Raw genomic sequence first — 18,828 nt, 5'->3', positions numbered from 1 at the left:
AATAGGCTGCTTTTTAAAAAGTGGCCTATTTGTTTCTATCCATTTAATAGGTTAATTGCATTTTTCAAATCTTCGGGAGTATCGATTGAAAGTGTTTCGTATGTTGTAACAATCGTTTGAATATGATAGCCATTTTCAATCCATCGGAGTTGTTCGAGTGATTCTGCTTTTTCGAGTGTAGACATTTGAAGCTTGGTAATTTCGTTAAGTACATGAGTGCGGTATGCATATAAACCAATATGTTTATAAAATGTATGGTGTTGTAACCAATCTTTTTCTTTGTGATTTCTAATATAGGGGATAGTAGAGCGACTAAAATAAATAGCCTTACCTTTACTATCGACGATTACTTTGGGTTTGTTGGGGTCAAATAAATCTTGTTCGTTTTCTATTTTTTTTATGAGTGTTGCTATTTGTGTAGGTTCGTGCTCAAATGCTTTAACAACGAGTTTGAGTTGTTCGGGCGAAATAAAAGGTTCGTCGCCTTGAACATTGATAACTATTTCGAAATTTTTATTTAAAATTTTAGTGATAGTAGTTAATGCTTCTGCACAACGATCGGTTCCACTTTTGTGATGCTCAGACGTTAAAACAGCTTTATGTCCCAGTTGGGTAACATGATTATATATTCGTTGGTCGTCTGTGGCAACATAAACATATTCAAAGGCTTTTAAAGATTGTTCTATAACTCTCTGAATCATGCTTTTACCATTGATGTCTATAAGTGGTTTACCCGGGAAACGGGTAGAAGCATATCGGGCCGGAATAATTGCAAGTATGTTCATTATTTTTTTACAATAATACTAAGTTTTGTGGTAATAAAAAAAGACTGCTTGTAAAAAACAAACAGTCTTTTTCGAATTTAGTTATGAAAACAAAGATTACTCTGATACAACTTCAAATGTAAAATCGGTAACGATGTCGCGGTAAAGTTTAACTTTTGCTTTGTATGTACCAACTTCTTTAATGTTTTCGGCATCGTAAATGGTAATATTTTTTCTGTCAACAGCAAAACCTTGCTTGTTGAGTGCATCTGCTAATTGAATAGTATTAACCGAACCAAATATTTTACCGGTAGAACTGGTTTTAGCACCAACTGTAATCACTATATTGGCTAATTTTTTTGCATTAGCTTCTGCTTCTTGGCGAAGTTTTGCTTCTTTATGCGCTTGTTGCTTTAAATTTTCTGCAAGTATTTTTTTAGTAGTTTCGGTTGCAGCTATTGCAAAACCTTTTGGGATTAAATAATTACGAGCATATCCGTCGCGTACTTTTACTAAGTCATTTTTATGACCTAATCCGGGAAAATCTTGTTTTAATATAATTTCCATAAATCATCCTCCCTTATTTTAATAAATCGGTTACAAAAGGTAATAAGGCTAAGTGGCGTGCACGCTTAACAGCTGTAGAAAGTTGACGTTGATATTTTAAAGAAGTACCGGTAATACGACGGGGTAAAATTTTACCTTGTTCGTTTAAGAATTTTTTTAAGAAGTTAGGATCTTTGTAATCGATATATTTAATTCCATTTTTTTTGAAACGACAATATTTTTTCTTTTTAATATCGATTGTTGGTGGAGCAAGAAATCTAATTTCGCTATCTGTTTGAGCCATAATTATACCTCCTTATTCTTTAATAGTTGAAACATTGGTGTTTTTTTCGCGTTTTTTCTGATTATACTCAATTGCATATTTGTCGAGTTTAACCGTCAAAAAGCGAATAATACGTTCGTCGCGTCGGTATTCGGTTTCCAGTTTATTAATGAAAGCTGGATCGGCTTTAAATTCGATTAAAGCATAAAAACCGGTGGTTTTCTTTTGAATAGGATAAGCTAATTTTTTTAAGCCCCATTCTTCTTCGTGAACAATTTCCCCTCCATTGTCCTTGATAAGATTTTTGAACTTTTGTACCGTTTCCTTCATCTGGGGATCAGATAAAACGGGAGTAATAATGAAAACGGTTTCGTACTGATTTTGCATTTTCTTAATTTTTTGGTTATTAAATGTTTTTAATTTTGGAGTGCAAAGATAGATATTATTTTTTGATTAAACAATATCTTTTTAAGAAGAAAATATTTATTATGAACATATACTTATGTTCATTTTTTTTGTTGTTTTTTATTAAAATAAGCTTGATTTAGAGTTTATTTTATCCAATAGGTAAGTTCTTCAACCGTTATATCTTTGGCAATAATTTTCTTGTTTTTATCGAGTAAAAATATTTGAGGGGTATTGTATAAAAACAAATCTTCTATAAAATCGTTTAGTAATTTGGAATCGTATAAATTTTTCCAGTTGTAATTTTTTATTTCTTTTTTCCATAAATCTTTATTGTTGCCAGTGAGAATAGCTACAACTTCTAATTTTGTTCGTGATGTATTAAGGTATAAGTTATAGAGTTTTTTTAAATAATGAATACAATGTTCGCATTCGGGATTCCAAAAAACAAGAAGTGTGTTTTCAGCTTTGGTGTCTAATACATTGTATTTTTTTTCGAATTCATCGTTTAAATAAAGAGACGGGAAAGTATGGTTCATGCATATGCTTTCTATTCTTTGATTGTATTTGGAGAGTTTTGTTTTAAAAGCTTCATTAATCCAAGGAGTTAAGCCTGATAAAAAATATTTATCAGCGATGTACCAAAACGCATCTGGATTGGGGTAATTACCGCTTAAATCAAATTGACTAATAAGGTATTTTGATATTTCTTCGTAAACGGAAGGATTTTTCATACTTTGCATAAAGATGTAGTCGATGGCTTTATAGAGGCTATCAATATTTAAAGAAGAAAGTGAAGGGAGAGAGGTGAAAAATTCGTCTAATGTTTTTGAAAAAGCAGGAGTAAATAATAAACGCGAATCTGTAAAATCTACATCTTTAAAAAAAATGGTAGCATCAAAATTAAAGTCTTTTGTGTCGAGAGCTTTAAATATTTTACTTAAAAGTGAATTGGGATTTTTTTCTATCCATTTTTCTTTAAGTTGAACAAGTTTATTTTGTTCATCGTTTATGATGGTGTTATATATGTTTGCCGAATCGGGATATTGATTAATTTTAGGTTCTAATATATTAATTTGTTTTTTTAATAAATATAATTGTTTTTGATACTGAGCAAAAAAGATGTTTTCTTCGTCGTTTTCAATTATTAAATTTTGATATAAATTGGTGGTGTCGTTAGTAATAATAAGTTGTTGATTTTTTGTTAATAAAATATTGAAATATTTCATATTGGGTAGTACAATGAGGTACATTCCCTCGGGCAAATTATTGTTTTTTTTAAATATACCTGTACTATTTTCATTAAGGTATGTTGTATCAACTACATATTGGTTGTCGCCAAAATGATAGCCTAAATATATAGGCACATTCTTAAGAGGTGTAATTTTTACTTTTATTTCATAACCTTTTGATTGAGCTAATAAATTAGTGCTTAAAATATAAAGGCATGCTAGTAATAGGAATATATTTTTAAACATTTACAATAATATATAAGTTATCATTTATCTTTTCTATTTTTTCGATCGAACTGAATAAATTTTTCAATTTGCTCTACACCAATGCGTTTGGCTATTATTTTTTTATTTTTATCGAGAATATATATGGTGGGTGTACTGTAAATATCATATAAATTTCTAAAGTTAGTAAAGTTGTATTTATCCCACACGTTTATCCAGTCTAAATTATGTTCTCGAATAAATTTTTTCCATTCATCCACTTCGTGTTGGGTATAAACAGCAAATACTTCAATGCTGCTATCGCGAACAGTTTTGTAGTATTCGTATAGTTTAGGAATTTCTTTTTTACAATGTCCACAATTGGGCTCCCAAAAGGCTAATATAATGTAATCGGCTTTTATGTATTTAAGTTGATGCCATACTCCGGCAGTATCTTCCATTTTTAAATCGGGTGCTGTTTCGCCTATTAAATTGGGTTTTAATTTGGTTACACGTTCTCCAATTTTTCTTAAAATAGTAGAATCAGCCCACCAGCATTCGTTTTTTAAATAATAACGTTCGGCTAGGTTTACAAAAATTCGATCCATGCCCATTATTTGTGATGTTTCAAAGTAATTGGTAGTAAAGACTACGACATATTGAAAGAAATATTTATTCTTTTTAGCTAGATCACACACTTTAAATGCTTCTTTGGTGAGAGAATCGGGGTTCATTATGACAATATTTTTAAAGAAATCGTTGAGTTTTTGTTCAATAAATTGTGTTCTTAGTAAGCGGTCGTCTGAAAAATCGACATTATCCCAGTAATGATCTTTATTATAAACATATTGATAAAGGCGTATTAATGAATCTTTTTTGGCTGTATTTTCGGGGAATTTGAATTCTGGAATTTCAACTGGTGTTAATACTTTTAATATTTTAGAAAGGAATGAATTGGGATTATTTTTAATGATATTTTCCCAGTATTCTTTACGTTTATTATCTACTTCGATAGCTTTTTTGCGATAGTATTCTAATGAGTCTTTGTTTTTATTTGTAAATGCTTTAATTTTATTTTGCAAGGGAGTCATTTCTTTTTCTAAGTCGGCCATTGTTTTTTGCCAATCAAAGAATAATTTGTTTTCGGCAGATCCGCTTGATTTCATGTTTTTGACAAAATCAACGGTATCTGTTTCTAATGTGAATTGTTGTTGGTCGTCCATTATAAATTCGAAATATCTTCGTTTTAAACTGGGAATAATAACAACATATAAACCGCCGTCGAGTTTCTTTTTACCAATAAAAGTTCCCCATCCGCTTTTATCAACAAAAGCGGTATCATCGGCATAGAGCTTATCAGCAAAGTGATGTCCTAGTAATAAAGTGTCTTTTTCATTTAGTCCTTTAACTTTAACTTTAATTTTATAACCTTGCGAAAAAGATAAGCTAGCAAATAAAATCATTAAAAAAGTTAATGCAACAATTCTTTTCATACCCATTTTTTTTGCAAAAATACATTTTAGAATCTAAACTAAAAAGTTTTAAGTTCTTTAAATCTGTTTTTTAGTTTATTTTAACATTGAATGAAACAACGTTTATTGATTTAAGTAATTCAGAAAATTTACGAGCTTATATCTATTTTTTTTACTTAGTTTACTTTAAGTGGGTAAATAATAAATGAAAAAAACTTAATTTTGCGAAAAGATTTGGTGTGTTTAATTTTATTTTATTCATATTCGCTGTATTATTTTCGTCTATTGTAATGGCTCAAGGCGAATTAAATACTGAAACACGTGTAGTTACAACTAACGAGCATTCTTTTTTACTTGCAGCCAATTCAAATGGAGCAATGTTTTCTTTTCAACGTGGAAAGCGTTTAGATGGTTTTAGAAAACGCACATTTGATATTGATTTTGCTTATATAAAACACCCCAAAGAAGTTCGAAGTCAGAATGTATATTATCAAAATCAAAAGAAGTTTGTTTTTGGCAAATTAAATTCGATGTTTACCTTTAGATCTGGTATAGGAAAACAACGCGAAATATTTAGTATATACGATAAAGGTGGCATTGCTATACGTTATCATTACGAGTTAGGAGCGACTATGGCTATTTTAAAACCTATTTATTATGAAGTTGTTGATAGTAGTAAGATAGTAGATAACATTGAATATTTATATATAAGTCAAAAACAATTCGATTACAATATTCATCAAGTAAGCGATATTTATAGCCGCGCATCGTTTTTTAAGGGTATTGATGAAATAAGCTTGGTGCCAGGCTTATTTTTTAAAACAGGAATATCGTTTGTTTTTAGCGAGAAGCAAGAGTCTATAAATGCTATAGAAGTGGGAACTATTATAGATTTATATAGTAAACCCATTCAAATAATGGCAACCGAAAAGAAAGATCAATATTTTATTTCTTTGTATGTTGGTTATCGCTTTGGAAAAATAAAAGTAAAGAATCGCAATCCAAATCAAATTATTGAAAAAGAAGATGAAGAAACAGATTGATCCTAATAAACCTAAAATAAAACTTCCATCAGGAGGAAAATATATTGAGACCAAAGAAATAGTTGAACGTTTTGGTTTACATACTATATGCCAGAGTGGTAATTGCCCTAATTTAGCAGAATGTTGGCAGGCTGGAACGGCTACTTTTATGATTTTAGGCGAAATATGCACTCGCTCGTGTAAGTTTTGTTCTGTATTAACAGGTAAACCATTGCCACCAGATGCCGATGAACCTTTGCGAGTAGCTGAGTCAATCAGACAGATGAAGCTCAAACATTGTGTAATTACCAGCGTCGATAGAGATGATTTGCCCGATGGAGGTGCCGAACATTGGGCTAAAACTATTTATCAAGTTAAATTATTAAATCCTTTTATCACTATTGAAGTGTTAATTCCCGATTTTATGGGAAGACACGAATGTTTAGATAAAGTAATAGAAACAAAACCGAATATTATTTCGCATAATTTAGAAACGGTGGAGCGTCTTACACCATCGGTACGTAGTGTTGCAAAATATCGTCGTAGCCTTGATGTATTAAAATATATTGTCGAAAAAGGAATAACAGCTAAAAGTGGAATAATGGTGGGCTTAGGAGAGACATGGTCAGAGATAGAACAAACGATGAACGATCTTTTAAATGTTGGTTGTAAAATCATAACAATTGGCCAATATCTTCAACCTACGAAAGAGAATTTACCAGTTTTAAAATTTTATTCCAACGAGGAATTTAAGCAAATAGAAGCAATTGCAAAATCGAAAGGTTTTGAATATGTTGAATCTGGTCCCTTAGTGCGTTCTTCGTACCATGCAGAAAAACACATATAAAACTAAAAAAGCTGCATAAAAAAATGCAGCTTTTTTGGTACCTCGGATCGGAATCGAACCGATACGGCCTTTTGCGGGCCACAGGATTTTAAGTCCTGCGTGTCTACCTATTCCACCACCGAGGCATCCTTGTTAAGAACAAAAAACTCTTCTTTCGAAGAGCTTGAGCGGGAAACGGGACTCGGACCCGCGACCCCAACCTTGGCAAGGTTGTGCTCTACCAACTGAGCTATTCCCGCATTATTTTCGTTGCAAAGATACAAAATTTTTAAATTGTGCAAACATATAGTGATATTTTTTTTTGATTTTTTTTATCTTTATGATTTTCAGATCAATATTCTTTAATAACTATTATTCCTCATAAATAATTTTCGAGTACTGGTCAATAGAGCCAATAATTCTAAACTCGGTACGTCGGTTTTTCTGACGTCCTTCGGGGTTATCGGTGCCATCGGGGTTGGTATTAGGAGCAATAGGTTTGCTTTCGCCATAGCCTTTTGCTACCAATCGATCTTTGTCTATACCTTTACTAATTAAATATTTTACAACACTTTCGGCTCTTTTTTGCGAAAGCTTTAAATTGTATTCGTCGCTGCTAATGCTATCGGTATGCGATGAGATTTCTACAACAATACGTGGATTATCCACTAATAATTTATATAATGTACGATCTATAACAGCTTTTGATGAATCGGTTAGGTTCCACTTTGAAAATTCGTAGTATATATTTTTAATAACAACGGGTTCAAGAGGTATGACATTTATATATATGGCATCGGCATGTAAGGTGTCTGAATGAGTAATATTCATAGTGCTTACCGATATCTCTTTATTGAAGAAACCATAATTATCTATTAGTATTTTGTATTCTTTTTGAGGTTCTAGATTGAAGAAAAATTCACCATTCTCATTAGTTGAGATACTCTTAATATAAATACGTTCGTTACCTTGTTGTAAGTACAGATCCACTTTTTTATCGGGTAGAGGATTTACCTTTTCGGTGGTTGAGTCTAATTCTTCAATAAAATTTTTATCAACAATTTGTTTTTCGAGCTGTTGATAAATTGTGCTGTCTTTGATGGCATATATTTTACCTGTAATAGCAACTTGAATAAAATTTGTCCAACGATATTCCCATATATCATCGCAACAAGTTTCGTTTAGTAAAGCAACCGTTCCTTTACGATTTGAAACAAAAAAGCCACCTTCGCGATTTTTTGAGGTCACACAATAAATATCGTCAACCGATGAATTTATTGGGAAACCTATATTTTCAGGATTACTAAATTGAGTTAGTTCTCCTTGTGCTTTAAAAATATCTAATCCACCTATACTTGGCCATCCGTCGGAACTAAAATAAAGTGTATGGCTTTCAATATCATAAAATGGAGTCATTTCATCGCCATACGTGTTAATTTTGTTTCCTGCATTTTTAGGAGGTTTAAATTCACCTTTTTTAGCGTTATAAACGGAGTACCAAATATCAAGACCTCCTTTTCCGCCTTCGCGGTCGCTAACAAAGTATAATACATCGTTATGTGTTTTAGAATCTACTCCAACGGTAGGTTGTGTTGAGGTATATTTGGGATTATTGATATCATTACCTAATAAAACTGGGGTAGTCCATTCGTTTTCTATTTTTTCGCTCATGTAAATGGAACAAATCATTTTATTTTTCCAGTTTTGTTTGCATTTATTAAAGAATAAGCGATTGCCCGATGGTGATAAAGCAGGATTTAACACATTTACTCCTGGTTCATTTATTAGGTCATTGAAAAGACCATTGGAAAACCATTTTTCGCCTTTCTTTTTGGCAATATAAATTTGTCGGGCTGGTATTATAGAAGTATCATTGTTTGCATCAACATAAAAAAGCTTATCTGCTTTAAGTGATGAATATAAAATAGCATTTCCACTGATTGGGTAGGGAGATGCTTCGGCATGAGCTTTATTTATACTTGTATCAAGATGAAGAATAAATACATCAAGAGGTTTTTCTTTTAGTTTTAAGGCTAAATCGCAACCATCGAGTTCGTTTTTTAACCTCTTTTTGTAGTCATCAGCGAATTTGGTGCCTTTGACTAATTTATTAAAAGCCAAAAAATCTTCTTTTGCACCTTTATAGTCGCCCATCATTTTTTTCATTAAACCTCTATAAAAAAGAGCATCGGGGTAAGTTTCTTTATCGGTATCATAAACATACGTAAAATATTCATGCGCCATTGAATAATTTCGCGACTTAAAGTATAATTGTGCAAGCTTGAAATTGATATCAGCATTTTTATTGTTACGTTTATGAAGTTCTTCATAATAATCAATAGCAGAATATATATCACCAATTCTTTCAGAATTTTTTGCAAAGCTCTTTATTTGCCAAGGATTTAAATATTTAATGGTTTCAGAGGGTTGGCAAAAAGCATTTGCTTTTAAAATAAGTAGTAAAAATAAAATTACATACGATCGCATGGTAAGGTGATTTTTTTAGGAATGGTGCTTTTTGAAGCATAAATTAACGAAAATTCGAACGCTCCTTTTTTATTGGTAGCAACAGACAAAGGGCTTGTATTAATATCATAACTAAAAGTTATTTGAAGTTGTTTAATCTGAAGTCCAAGCATAAAAATGGAGGCATCAAAAGCTGTATTGAAATCGTTTCGAATAAAGATGCCTGCAAAAATGCGTTTCATTCCCATAGGGAACTTAGTTAAATTAAAGCCTATTTCACTTCCTAAAATAATATCGGTAGCTTTATGTTGACGCATCTCAAATGCTTGAGGTTTAAAATAAAATGAATGAATGGGAAACATTAAACCCGTATGTATAATATAGCGTATAGGTAAATGATTGTTATTATCGTTGAAACTTTCTTTGGGCATAATTAAATGAAAAGCTGAGATGCCTAATTCGGTTTCAAAATGTTGAAATCTTTTTTGCCAGAGAGTTCCTAAATTAATGTCGGGATAATTTATATGCGAAGTAAGATTTGTTTCATTGTTATTTAATTGATTATTAAAATATCCCAAAGTCATATCAAATTGAGACGGAAAAGTAAGTTCACTGAGGTTAAAATTTTTGAAAACCATACCCCCTTGTATACCAAAATGGAAATTATTGGTATTTATTTTTTTATGATAAGCCAATGATGCAAACAATTTATTTATGGTTAAACCTGCTGGTCCTGATTGATCATGAATTACATTGAAACCATAGCTAAATTGTTCAGAATAAATATATAGTTGATGTTCGTAACTAACGCCAATGGTTCGGTAAGGAATAGAAAGAGCTTTCCACTGGTTACGATAATTATTTACAAAACGCCAATCTCCATCAAAATGGCCAGTATTAGAAGGATTTAGGTTTAAGGGTGAATAGAAATATTGCGAAAAATGAATATCTTGAGCATTTACAAAATACAGAGAAAAAACTAATATTGTAGTTAAGGTAAGTTTCATTTGAGCAAACGTACAAAAAAAATTAAAAACTGCAAAAATTTACTTTAAAAAAGTATAATTATTAAATTAGTTTGAATTTGTTTTTTCAATATCGAAAATGTTATTTCTATTTAAATTAAGCCATTCTTCGATAGCTTTTTTGCGGACATAGTTCCAATAAGCATCAGAGCTTAAAGAATATTTTAAAACAGCATCATTGAGGTACTTTGTTATATGTTCGTATATTTCTTTTTTAAGGGTAATTTTAATACATTGGTTTTTAAAACAAAAAATAGCCGATGGGAAGAGCTGTGTGGTATCAATCTTTAGAAGATTATATGCGGGAGTACTTCCGGTTGAGACCATTAAGCCATCGTTAAGACAAGAGAGCGGAGGAGTATTTCCTGCAAATGATTTTATTTTAATTTCAGAATTTGATGCGTTAAGTAGTTCCATCGCTTTAATGCCCATTTTTACACCTATAATGGAGTAAATTCCCAAGTGGTTATGAATTTCGGATGTTAAGATTGCTGCTTTAAATTCGTCGTAGCCATATTTTTCAATTAGCTTTTCTTTTACTTCGAACACATCGTTTTGCAGATAAAAGCTGTCGGTAGGGAATTCTGAAAAAACTACACCACTTGCTAGTTTACAAGTGCCTTTCAAAATTTGTAGATAAGTGGTTCGCACTTGAGTTGTATCGTAGTCGTATAAAACTTGCACAAAGGGATTTTCTGTTTTTTCTTTAAATGTATATATTTTGGGGTTTGCCATATAAATAGCGCATAACTCGTCCCAACATTGTAAGTGCGACAAATTGTTTTTTATACGCAGAAATTCAAGTTGTTGGGCTATTAATTGAGCTTGTTTATTTTTTATCGATTTTATTTTATTGATGAAAGCTGTATCATAGTTTACGTGCTTTTCGTTTATGGCATGGATTATTTTTATTTTAATTGGTAGAGAAAGAATATAATCGGCTGCTTTGGGCTCAAAAGTATAATTGGTACCTTGTTTTATATTGGTTGAGTTATACCAAATAACTTCCTTTATTTTGTCGACAGCTTTTGGATTAATCATGAGTGTTTCATACAGATTACTAAGCGATCCTAAGCAAATAAATGTGATCGATTTTTGAGACGATTCGTCTAAAATTTTATTGATAATTTGAGTAGCGTTAGGAAATTCTTTGATGCTATCTTTTATAGAGCAATCGCCCCATGGAACTTTTTCTGCAAATAATCTCCATACGGGTTTGGTGTACATGGTTTTTCTGCCAACACCCACGAAAATATTTTTATTATTTAAACAATGTATAAGTTGTGTAACTCTAACAGCTCCTTTATCAGGGAAAAGAGTTCCATCGCTGAGTGTAATGGCTTTTATTTCATAATTTTTTATCTGACTAAATAATAAAAGCGATCTATAATCGTCGGTGCCTGCATCACTATCAATAATGACTTTATTTTTAGTTTGTTGACTAAATGTTGCAATGGGTATAAGCAATAATATATAAAGTAGAATTTTCATTTTATAAAGATACTAAAGCTTTTTCAATTTCCCCATAATATATACGATGAAAGTCATGTAAAGGATAATTTTTCAAAAACAATTTATCAACAAAATTTTCGGGTTTCAAATCTTCATAATAAACTTTTCTACAAATAAAAACATATTTTGCTTCGTTGTAATAAACTGCTTTATGTTCAAAATCAACAGGAGTTATTTTTTGTGGATGCATTTTATCGATTTCACGTCCAGATTTTGTTCCGAATAAATGGAGTATATCGCTATAATTCGGGTTGAAAAAATTTATAGAAAAAAAATTATATTTTTCCATAAACTCATAGGTGTACCGTTGCGGACGAACATAAACAAACGCCATTGGTTTTCGCCATAAATATCCTAAGCTAGCCCATCCTACGGTCATACTATTATGATGTTCTAAAATACCAGAAGTTAGCAAAAAACCATTTTGACCTATTTCGTCAAAAATACGTAGGGATATGACTAATGGATTTATGTCTTTCATATTCAATTTATTATAGTTATTGTAAGAAAAATGTTACAAACTATGCTTCGTCAACAAAAGTGTTAAAAAACTCTAACTTGTGCAAGTTCTTTTTAACTTTTTTCTTATTTTTGCAAACTTAGCTTTTTTTAAAAAGTTTTTATAAAGCTATTTAATTAAAAATAATAAATTGATAATAAATAAATTATGAGGTTTTTAGTACTTTTAATTTTTGTATTGGTGGTAATTGTAACAAATGCTCAGTTAGTTCAACAAAAAGTTGATTCCCTCGATTTTGATATTATCGATACAACTTATGTTCAGGGTGTACCTAATATTTCTGATTTTCGTTGGGATACGCTTTATTTAAGAACTTCAAGACATCCTCATTTTATGATTAACGATACAGAAAAAATTTGCCTTCGAACCCCTCAATTTCCAAAATTCAAAATGCCGGTACCAGGAAATCCTATATCAGAATTTGGTTGGCGAGGACGTCGCATACATACAGGTATTGACATTAAATTAAACAGAGGAGATTCGGTTTATTGTGCATTTGATGGTATTGTCCGAGTAAGTCGTTATTTTAGTGGTTACGGTAATATTGTTGTAGTTAGACATTACAATGGTATAGAAACCGTTTATGCACATTTATCAAAGCGTTTGGTTGGAGTTAACGATACGGTTCAATGTGGTCAAGTATTAGGATTAGGTGGACGAACCGGAAGAGCTACTTGCGACCATTTGCATTTTGAAACACGTTATAAAGAGCAGCCTTTTAATCCTCGTTTGCTCATTGATTTTAATGCTAAAAAATTAAATTCAGATACGCTATTATTAACAGAACAAAGTTTTAAATTTAGTAAGAAAAATAGTTCTAAGAAAAATCATGCTAAACAAATAGCTCAACATAATAAAAAAGGGCAAGCAAAAGTTCATGTTATTCAAAAGGGTGATACATTATTTAGCTTAGCCAGACGATATCATACTACAGTAGATCAAATTTGTCAAATAAATGGTATTGATCGAAATGATATTTTACATTTGGGACAAAAAATTATGATTCCTTAGTTTTCTTTTTAAAAGTAGTTTTGTTTTCAGTACCATTAAGTAATCGTTGAATATTTTTTTTGTGCGTATAAATTAATAGCAAAGCAGCAATAATCGAAAAGATAATAAGCGATAGAGAATAGTTTTCAAAAAATATTACAAAAATAGGAAATAACAAACCAGCCGTCATTGATCCAACTGATACGTATTGACTTATTAATAATACTATTATAAAAACTCCTAAACTTAATAACGACGGGAGGGTTGATATTCCCAGCATCATTCCCAGCAATGTAGCAACTCCTTTGCCTCCTTTAAAACCTGCAAATAATGGGAAAATGTGCCCCAATACAGCAAAAAAACCAATTAAAATAGGAAATAAAAATTTATCTTCGATGTGAGGAAAATCTTGCATATATTGATGCGATAAAAAAGGCATCAAAAAGCCTTTAAAAACATCGAAAATAAAGACGGGTAGGGCAGCTTTCGGACCCAATATGCGTAATGTATTTGTAGCTCCGGCATTTCCGCTTCCATGTTGGCGAATATCGATATTATAAAACCATTTGCCAATCCACACCGATGTGGGAATAGAGCCGAGTAAATAAGCTATGATGCAGAATACCAAAAGAACTATCATAACAAAAAAGGTTATCTTGCATAAGTCTGCAAAGATAACCCATTTTTATAAAAAAATAATAAATTATTAGTCGCCTAATGTAGCTACCATAACGGCCTTAATGGTATGAACTCGGTTTTCGGCTTCGTCAAAAACAACGGAGTGTTTAGATTCAAAAACTTCGTCGGTAACTTCCATTGCATCAATTTTAAATTTTTGGTAGATTTGTTCGCCAATAACCGTTTCGCGATTATGGAATGAAGGCAAACAGTGTAAGAATTTTACATTGGGATTTCCGGTCATTTTTAGTACTTTCATATTAACTTGATAGGGTTTAAGTAATTTAATGCGTTCTTCCCATACTGAATCGGGTTCTCCCATGCTTACCCATACATCGGTGTATAAGAAATCGCAGCCTTTAACACCTTTTTCGATATCGTCGGTAATAGTAATTTTTGCACCCGTTTCTTTGGCTATAGCTTGGCATTTTTTTACTAATTCTTTATCGGGTTGACAGCTTTTAGGAGCCACAGCTCTAAAATCCATACCCATTTTGGCTGCTCCAACCATTAGCGAATTGCCTACATTGTTTTTGGCATCGCCTAAAAATGCAAAGGTTATTTTATTTAAAGGCTTATCGCTATGTTCCATCATAGTTAAAAAGTCGGCTAAAATTTGTGTGGGGTGAAATTCGGTAGTTAAGCCATTCCAAACGGGGACTCCCGAATAAGCAGCTAAGGTTTCAACAATTTCTTGCGAATAGCCACGGTATTCGATGCCATCGTACATTCTTCCAAGAACGCGGGCAGTATCTTTCATCGATTCTTTTTTGCCCATTTGCGAACCTGTGGGACCTATATAGGTAACATGAGCACCTTGGTCATAGGCTGCTACTTCGAAAGCACAACGAGTACGAGTACTATCTTTTTCGAACAAAAGAACAATGTTTTTGCCTTTTAAACGTGGCTGTTCGGTTCCAGCATATTTTGCTTTTTTTAATTCAGCCGAAAGATCTAATAAAAATTTTATTTCTTCGGGTGTAAAGTCTAATAATTTTAAAAAGCTTCTGTTTCTTAAATTGAAAGCCATATTGATTCCTCCTTATTTTTTATTTGTTAAGTACTATTCGGGTTCCGGCATTTTCTTTACCTAATTCTGATGAATCGGTTATAATTGCTTGTTTACCACCGGCTTTAATAAAATCTCTGGCTGCACGTATTTTAGGAGCCATGCTCCCTTCGCCAAACTGACCGTCGAGTAAATATTGTTTGGCTTCGGCTACGGTTAGTACATCTAATTCTTTTTGGTCGGGTTTACCAAAATTGATGCAAACTTTTTTAACATCGGTTAAAATAAAAAATTCGTCGGCACCTATTTGTTGAGCTAAAAGCGATGAGGCGGCATCTTTATCAATTACAGCATCGATGCCCTGCAATTTATTGGGTTTAACATAAAATACTGGGATTCCGCCACCGCCAACGGCAATCACAATTTGACCATTGCGGGCAAGGTTTTCAATCGATTTTCTGTTACCAATGCGGAAAGGTTTGGGCGAAGCAACTACCTTGCGCCAACCACCACGCGCTTTGTCTTCTTTAAAAACAGCATCGGGATTAGCTTTTTTCATTTCTTCCATTTGTTCGGTAGTGTAATACGGACCAATGGGTTTGGTAGGATTTTTAAAAGCAGGATCGTCTTTATCAACTAAAACCTGTGTGATAAGTGTAATAATATCGCGTTCTATTTTTTCTTCTTCGAGTACATTGCGTAGTTGTTGCTCTATCATATAGCCAATAAAACCTTGCGAATAGGCTCCGCAAATATCGAGCGGAAGTTCTGGAATACCATACAATTTGGCTCCAGCATTGACTTGTAATAGAATATTGCCAACTTGTGGACCATTTCCGTGCGTAATAACTAGATTATAGCCTTGTTTAACTAACTGAAGAATGTTTTTGCAAGTATTGTAAACGTTTTCTTCTTGTTCGTCAATCGTACCTTTTTGACCTGCTCTAAGCAACGCATTGCCTCCCAATGCAACTACTGCTAATTTGTTCATATCTATTCCGTTTAATAAAATTTAGCCACAAAGCTATATAATTATTTGGGAATTTAAAAATTAGTTGATGAGGTAAAAAAATGAAGATCGAATTTGTTATTGTGTAGAAATAATACTACAGAATAAGCCTATGATTTGGGCTATTATTTATTAATGACATTCGTAAATTAAAATTTATTATTATTTTATAGGTTTTTGTGGCTCAGCTTTAGGTAAAGTATAATCATATACTTCAGGATCAGAAGGCCAATGGAATATTTTAGAGGGATCGGGTTGATTTTTGGCTTTTGCAGCAGGAGGCTCTTTCTTTAATCCGACAGGTCCAGGAGCTTGAGGAAATCGTCCTTCCCCAAAGTTGGTCTTTGGTTTTACAACTAACTGATAGTCTAGCATACCACTATGATTACCATCGTTTAGTTCAATTAATTCAATTGTATTGTTTGTTCTTTTGATAACCGTTACTCCATTAAAATATGGCATAGAAATAGGTGTACAAAAAACACGAATTGGATATTCATCGTTTACTACGATGATATCGGCTAAAATTGGATCTAATTCGATAATTGCTTTACCATTCTTCATTTCGACAGTACCATAATCGAAATACCAATATTCAGGAGCTTCAGGTGCTGTTAGCATTATACGACCATGATTTTTTGTAGGTATTATTTCAGATACAGCATTTGTGCCGGTAATTTTTCTTGCAGTCAATCCAACTGTTGTCCCAACGTAAGCGTATGCTTGTGAAGTTCCACTAAAGTCGAAAGCCTCAAAATATCCACCAGCTCTGGTTGAAGTATTTGTATAAGCTACACCAGTTACTCCAAAAGCATCTTGATTTTGAGCAACAGCAGTAAAATGCCCCCCTAAAGTGTATCCTGGATTACCAGCTGTTGTACCTCTGTTTGAATATCCTTGAACGGCTATTTGCCAATTATTTAATGAAGAGTTGGTTACATTCAATTGACTATATAAAGCAGGGGGATTATAGGTAGCCGAAGCATTATCTACATAATTATAGCTTGCAATCCATTTATTGGAATAGTTAACGTTGGCAGCATAATCGGCATTACCAGTTGTTCTGAAAAATGCAGGAACAGTTCCTGGGTCATCAGTATAAGAATAAATACCCATTCTATTTATAGTACTTCCACCGATTGTATAATCGTTTCTACAACCTAAATAGGTATAGCTTTGGTTCCCAGACACATCATAAAATGCAGATAAAGCTGAGCCGGGATTATATGTGCCAGTTGTTCTAAAATATCCTCCATATTGATTGGTAGCACCATCAAAATAAAAACCATAAGTTTGGCTTGCATCGTAAACTCTAATATTTGAATTATACATGGGTTGAATATATAATGCTGAAGTTGGTCTTATCCACCATTCAACATTACCTGGTACTGTAGGCGGTTGAGCAAATGCAGCCCATTGTCCACCGCTGTGTTTATATTCGAGTGTGCCGTTGTTATCGCGAAAACCATAACCTCCTGCTCCCTGCGTATTATTGAAATTTATGTATGCGTATGTATCTGTTTGTGGAATTTGAATTCCCTGACGCCAGATTCTAAACCTTTCAAGCAATCCACCATATACACCTCCTCCGCCATGAACACTAAAAAATAAATCGCTATATCCATTTAAAGCATCATTAAGAATAGATGTTATGGTAGCACCAACATCAGAGGTCTCAGAGGTTGAATTTATTAAAGCCAGTGAAGTCCCTGTATTATTTGCCAAATAATCGCTTCTGACTGTAAACAATCTTGTTGTAGTACCTGATGTTCCACCAACAATATCGAGTAAGGTATTTGGATCGTCGCTAGTGTTTCCAATAATAGTTCTTCCATTCCCTCTGAAAGATGCATATTCAGTGCCATTCCCTTTTAAAACCAGAATTTTGTTGGTCAAAGCATTACTTGCAACATTCAATTCGAGTGCATAATTACCCGTTACAGCTCGATTATTATATATTTTAGCTCCTAAAAAGGGTCCATTAGAACTGGGAGTTTGGATATCTAAATAGGCACTGGGTGTTGAAGTATTAATCCCTAAATAGCCTTCAGGTGTTAATCTCATTCTTTCGGCAACAGAATTGTTGTTGTTTGTATAAAAACGTAAATCGCCCGATGCATTTCCCCCACTGTAAGCAGTCAAATTACTTTCAATAGCAGCTGTTCTACGCTCATTTGTTGCCTGAGTTGCAGCGAAGTTTATAACTCCCACTCTTCCTGTATTAGTCGAAGACATTGAAATATTAAGTTGAGAGTAATCATTTGTAGTTGTTCCCCAATCATGTATTTGTAAAATACTAGGATTGCCACCGGTATAATTAACTACTGAAGTAGAACCTATTGCAATTTGTAAATTCTGGTTATCAGTACTTTTTATTCTAAATCTTTCATAATTATTAGTAGCTATTGCAAAATCAATATTATTAGTAGTTCCTATAAAATTATTATTTATAGTTGTTCCATAACCAGAAGTAGGTGCCGTTATATTATCATTCCCCGTTATTAACCACGCTTCTTTACCTACTAAAAATTTAACCCAATTGGGCGATGCGGGTGTACCGGCATTGTAGTAATAGCCAACACCTTGTCCGCCCGTCATACTGGCATTGGTATTATATACCAGCAGTGAGGTAGCAGGGCTGCTAATGGTGGTAGCGTCAGTACTACTTGTTAGTGATATGCGAGGTATTAATAATCCTTTTCCACTCCAATCTATATCGAGTGCTGCCGAACCATCGGGGGCATTGCCTGTTGTATTGATGGCTATTTGTCCCCATGAATTAAAAAAGCACATCGAAAAATTTGTTATAATTATTAGCAGTAATAACTTGTTTTTCATGGTTCAACGAATTTATCATACAAATAT

17 protein-coding genes and 2 tRNA genes are annotated in these 18,828 nt (G+C 32.8%); 3 read left to right on the top strand and 16 right to left on the bottom strand.

Annotated elements, in window-relative coordinates; translation table 11 throughout:
- Positions 1-35: 35 nt before the first annotated feature.
- The 6 genes from kdsB to HPY79_07710 all read right to left on the bottom strand — a co-directional run bounded on the left by kdsB (position 36) and on the right by HPY79_07710 (position 4,927).
- On the bottom strand, positions 36-785 hold the full coding sequence (gene kdsB, locus HPY79_07735; GenBank protein ID NSW45686.1) for a 3-deoxy-manno-octulosonate cytidylyltransferase: 750 nt from the start codon (positions 783-785) through the stop codon (positions 36-38).
- A gap of 96 nt (positions 786-881) precedes the next feature.
- Complete coding sequence (locus HPY79_07730) at positions 882-1,331, bottom strand: 50S ribosomal protein L9 (GenBank protein NSW45685.1); 450 nt, start codon at positions 1,329-1,331, stop codon at positions 882-884.
- A 13-nt stretch (positions 1,332-1,344) separates the two neighbouring features.
- Complete coding sequence (locus tag HPY79_07725) at positions 1,345-1,614, bottom strand: 30S ribosomal protein S18 (GenBank protein NSW45684.1); 270 nt, start codon at positions 1,612-1,614, stop codon at positions 1,345-1,347.
- 12 nt (positions 1,615-1,626) lie between these two features.
- Complete coding sequence (locus HPY79_07720) at positions 1,627-1,980, bottom strand: 30S ribosomal protein S6 (GenBank protein ID NSW45683.1); 354 nt, start codon at positions 1,978-1,980, stop codon at positions 1,627-1,629.
- A 164-nt stretch (positions 1,981-2,144) separates the two neighbouring features.
- Positions 2,145-3,476 (bottom strand): redoxin domain-containing protein, encoded by a 1,332-nt coding sequence (locus tag HPY79_07715; GenBank protein NSW45682.1) that lies wholly within the window; start codon positions 3,474-3,476, stop codon positions 2,145-2,147.
- A gap of 20 nt (positions 3,477-3,496) precedes the next feature.
- The gene (locus HPY79_07710; protein NSW45681.1) at positions 3,497-4,927 is read right to left on the bottom strand and encodes a redoxin domain-containing protein; all 1,431 of its coding nucleotides are present in this window, start codon (positions 4,925-4,927) and stop codon (positions 3,497-3,499) included.
- Between the two features lie 218 nt (positions 4,928-5,145).
- Between HPY79_07710 and HPY79_07705 the strand changes: the two genes are divergently transcribed.
- Both HPY79_07705 and lipA read left to right on the top strand, forming a co-directional pair.
- On the top strand, positions 5,146-5,949 hold the full coding sequence (locus HPY79_07705) for a hypothetical protein (protein ID NSW45680.1): 804 nt from the start codon (positions 5,146-5,148) through the stop codon (positions 5,947-5,949).
- The gene (gene lipA, locus HPY79_07700) at positions 5,933-6,775 is read left to right on the top strand and encodes a lipoyl synthase (protein NSW45679.1); all 843 of its coding nucleotides are present in this window, start codon (positions 5,933-5,935) and stop codon (positions 6,773-6,775) included. The genes HPY79_07705 and lipA overlap by 17 nt, the downstream gene beginning before the upstream one ends.
- A 35-nt stretch (positions 6,776-6,810) precedes the next feature.
- On the opposite strand, the gene HPY79_07695 is transcribed toward lipA, so the two are convergent.
- From HPY79_07695 to HPY79_07670, 6 genes are all read right to left on the bottom strand, one after another.
- Positions 6,811-6,900, bottom strand: a tRNA-Leu gene (locus tag HPY79_07695).
- Positions 6,901-6,941: 41 nt separating this feature from the next.
- A tRNA-Gly gene (locus HPY79_07690) sits at positions 6,942-7,014 on the bottom strand.
- Positions 7,015-7,126: 112 nt separating this feature from the next.
- Positions 7,127-8,170, bottom strand: a complete 1,044-nt coding sequence (locus HPY79_07685; protein ID NSW45678.1) for an OmpA family protein — start codon at positions 8,168-8,170, stop codon at positions 7,127-7,129.
- 1,055 nt (positions 8,171-9,225) lie between these two features.
- Positions 9,226-10,227: a PorP/SprF family type IX secretion system membrane protein gene (locus tag HPY79_07680; GenBank protein NSW45677.1), complete on the bottom strand. Its 1,002-nt coding sequence runs from the start codon at positions 10,225-10,227 to the stop codon at positions 9,226-9,228.
- Positions 10,228-10,293: 66 nt separating this feature from the next.
- Positions 10,294-11,736: a nucleoside hydrolase gene (locus HPY79_07675; GenBank protein NSW45676.1), complete on the bottom strand. Its 1,443-nt coding sequence runs from the start codon at positions 11,734-11,736 to the stop codon at positions 10,294-10,296.
- Between the two features lies 1 nt (position 11,737).
- Entirely contained in the window at positions 11,738-12,238 is a 501-nt protein-coding gene (locus HPY79_07670) for a flavin reductase (protein NSW45675.1), read from the bottom strand.
- A gap of 186 nt (positions 12,239-12,424) precedes the next feature.
- Here HPY79_07670 and HPY79_07665 point away from each other — a divergent pair, with 186 nt between their 5' ends.
- Positions 12,425-13,288, top strand: coding sequence for a peptidoglycan DD-metalloendopeptidase family protein (locus HPY79_07665; GenBank protein NSW45674.1), 864 nt, complete (start codon positions 12,425-12,427; stop codon positions 13,286-13,288).
- Here HPY79_07665 and plsY read toward each other — a convergent pair.
- From plsY to HPY79_07645, 4 genes are all read right to left on the bottom strand, one after another.
- Positions 13,275-13,907, bottom strand: a complete 633-nt coding sequence (gene plsY / locus HPY79_07660) for a glycerol-3-phosphate 1-O-acyltransferase PlsY (protein NSW45673.1) — start codon at positions 13,905-13,907, stop codon at positions 13,275-13,277. The genes HPY79_07665 and plsY overlap by 14 nt on opposite strands.
- A 66-nt stretch (positions 13,908-13,973) precedes the next feature.
- The gene (gene argF / locus HPY79_07655) at positions 13,974-14,975 is read right to left on the bottom strand and encodes an ornithine carbamoyltransferase (GenBank protein NSW45672.1); all 1,002 of its coding nucleotides are present in this window, start codon (positions 14,973-14,975) and stop codon (positions 13,974-13,976) included.
- A 19-nt stretch (positions 14,976-14,994) separates the two neighbouring features.
- Positions 14,995-15,945, bottom strand: coding sequence for a carbamate kinase (gene arcC / locus HPY79_07650; protein NSW45671.1), 951 nt, complete (start codon positions 15,943-15,945; stop codon positions 14,995-14,997).
- A gap of 180 nt (positions 15,946-16,125) precedes the next feature.
- On the bottom strand, positions 16,126-18,756 hold the full coding sequence (locus tag HPY79_07645) for a hypothetical protein (GenBank protein ID NSW45670.1): 2,631 nt from the start codon (positions 18,754-18,756) through the stop codon (positions 16,126-16,128).
- Positions 18,757-18,828: the final 72 nt, after the last annotated feature.

Source organism: Bacteroidales bacterium (genome assembly GCA_013314715.1).
Lineage (GTDB): Bacteria > Bacteroidota > Bacteroidia > Bacteroidales > GWA2-32-17 > Ch61.
This window is presented reverse-complemented; position numbering and strand designations above follow the sequence as displayed.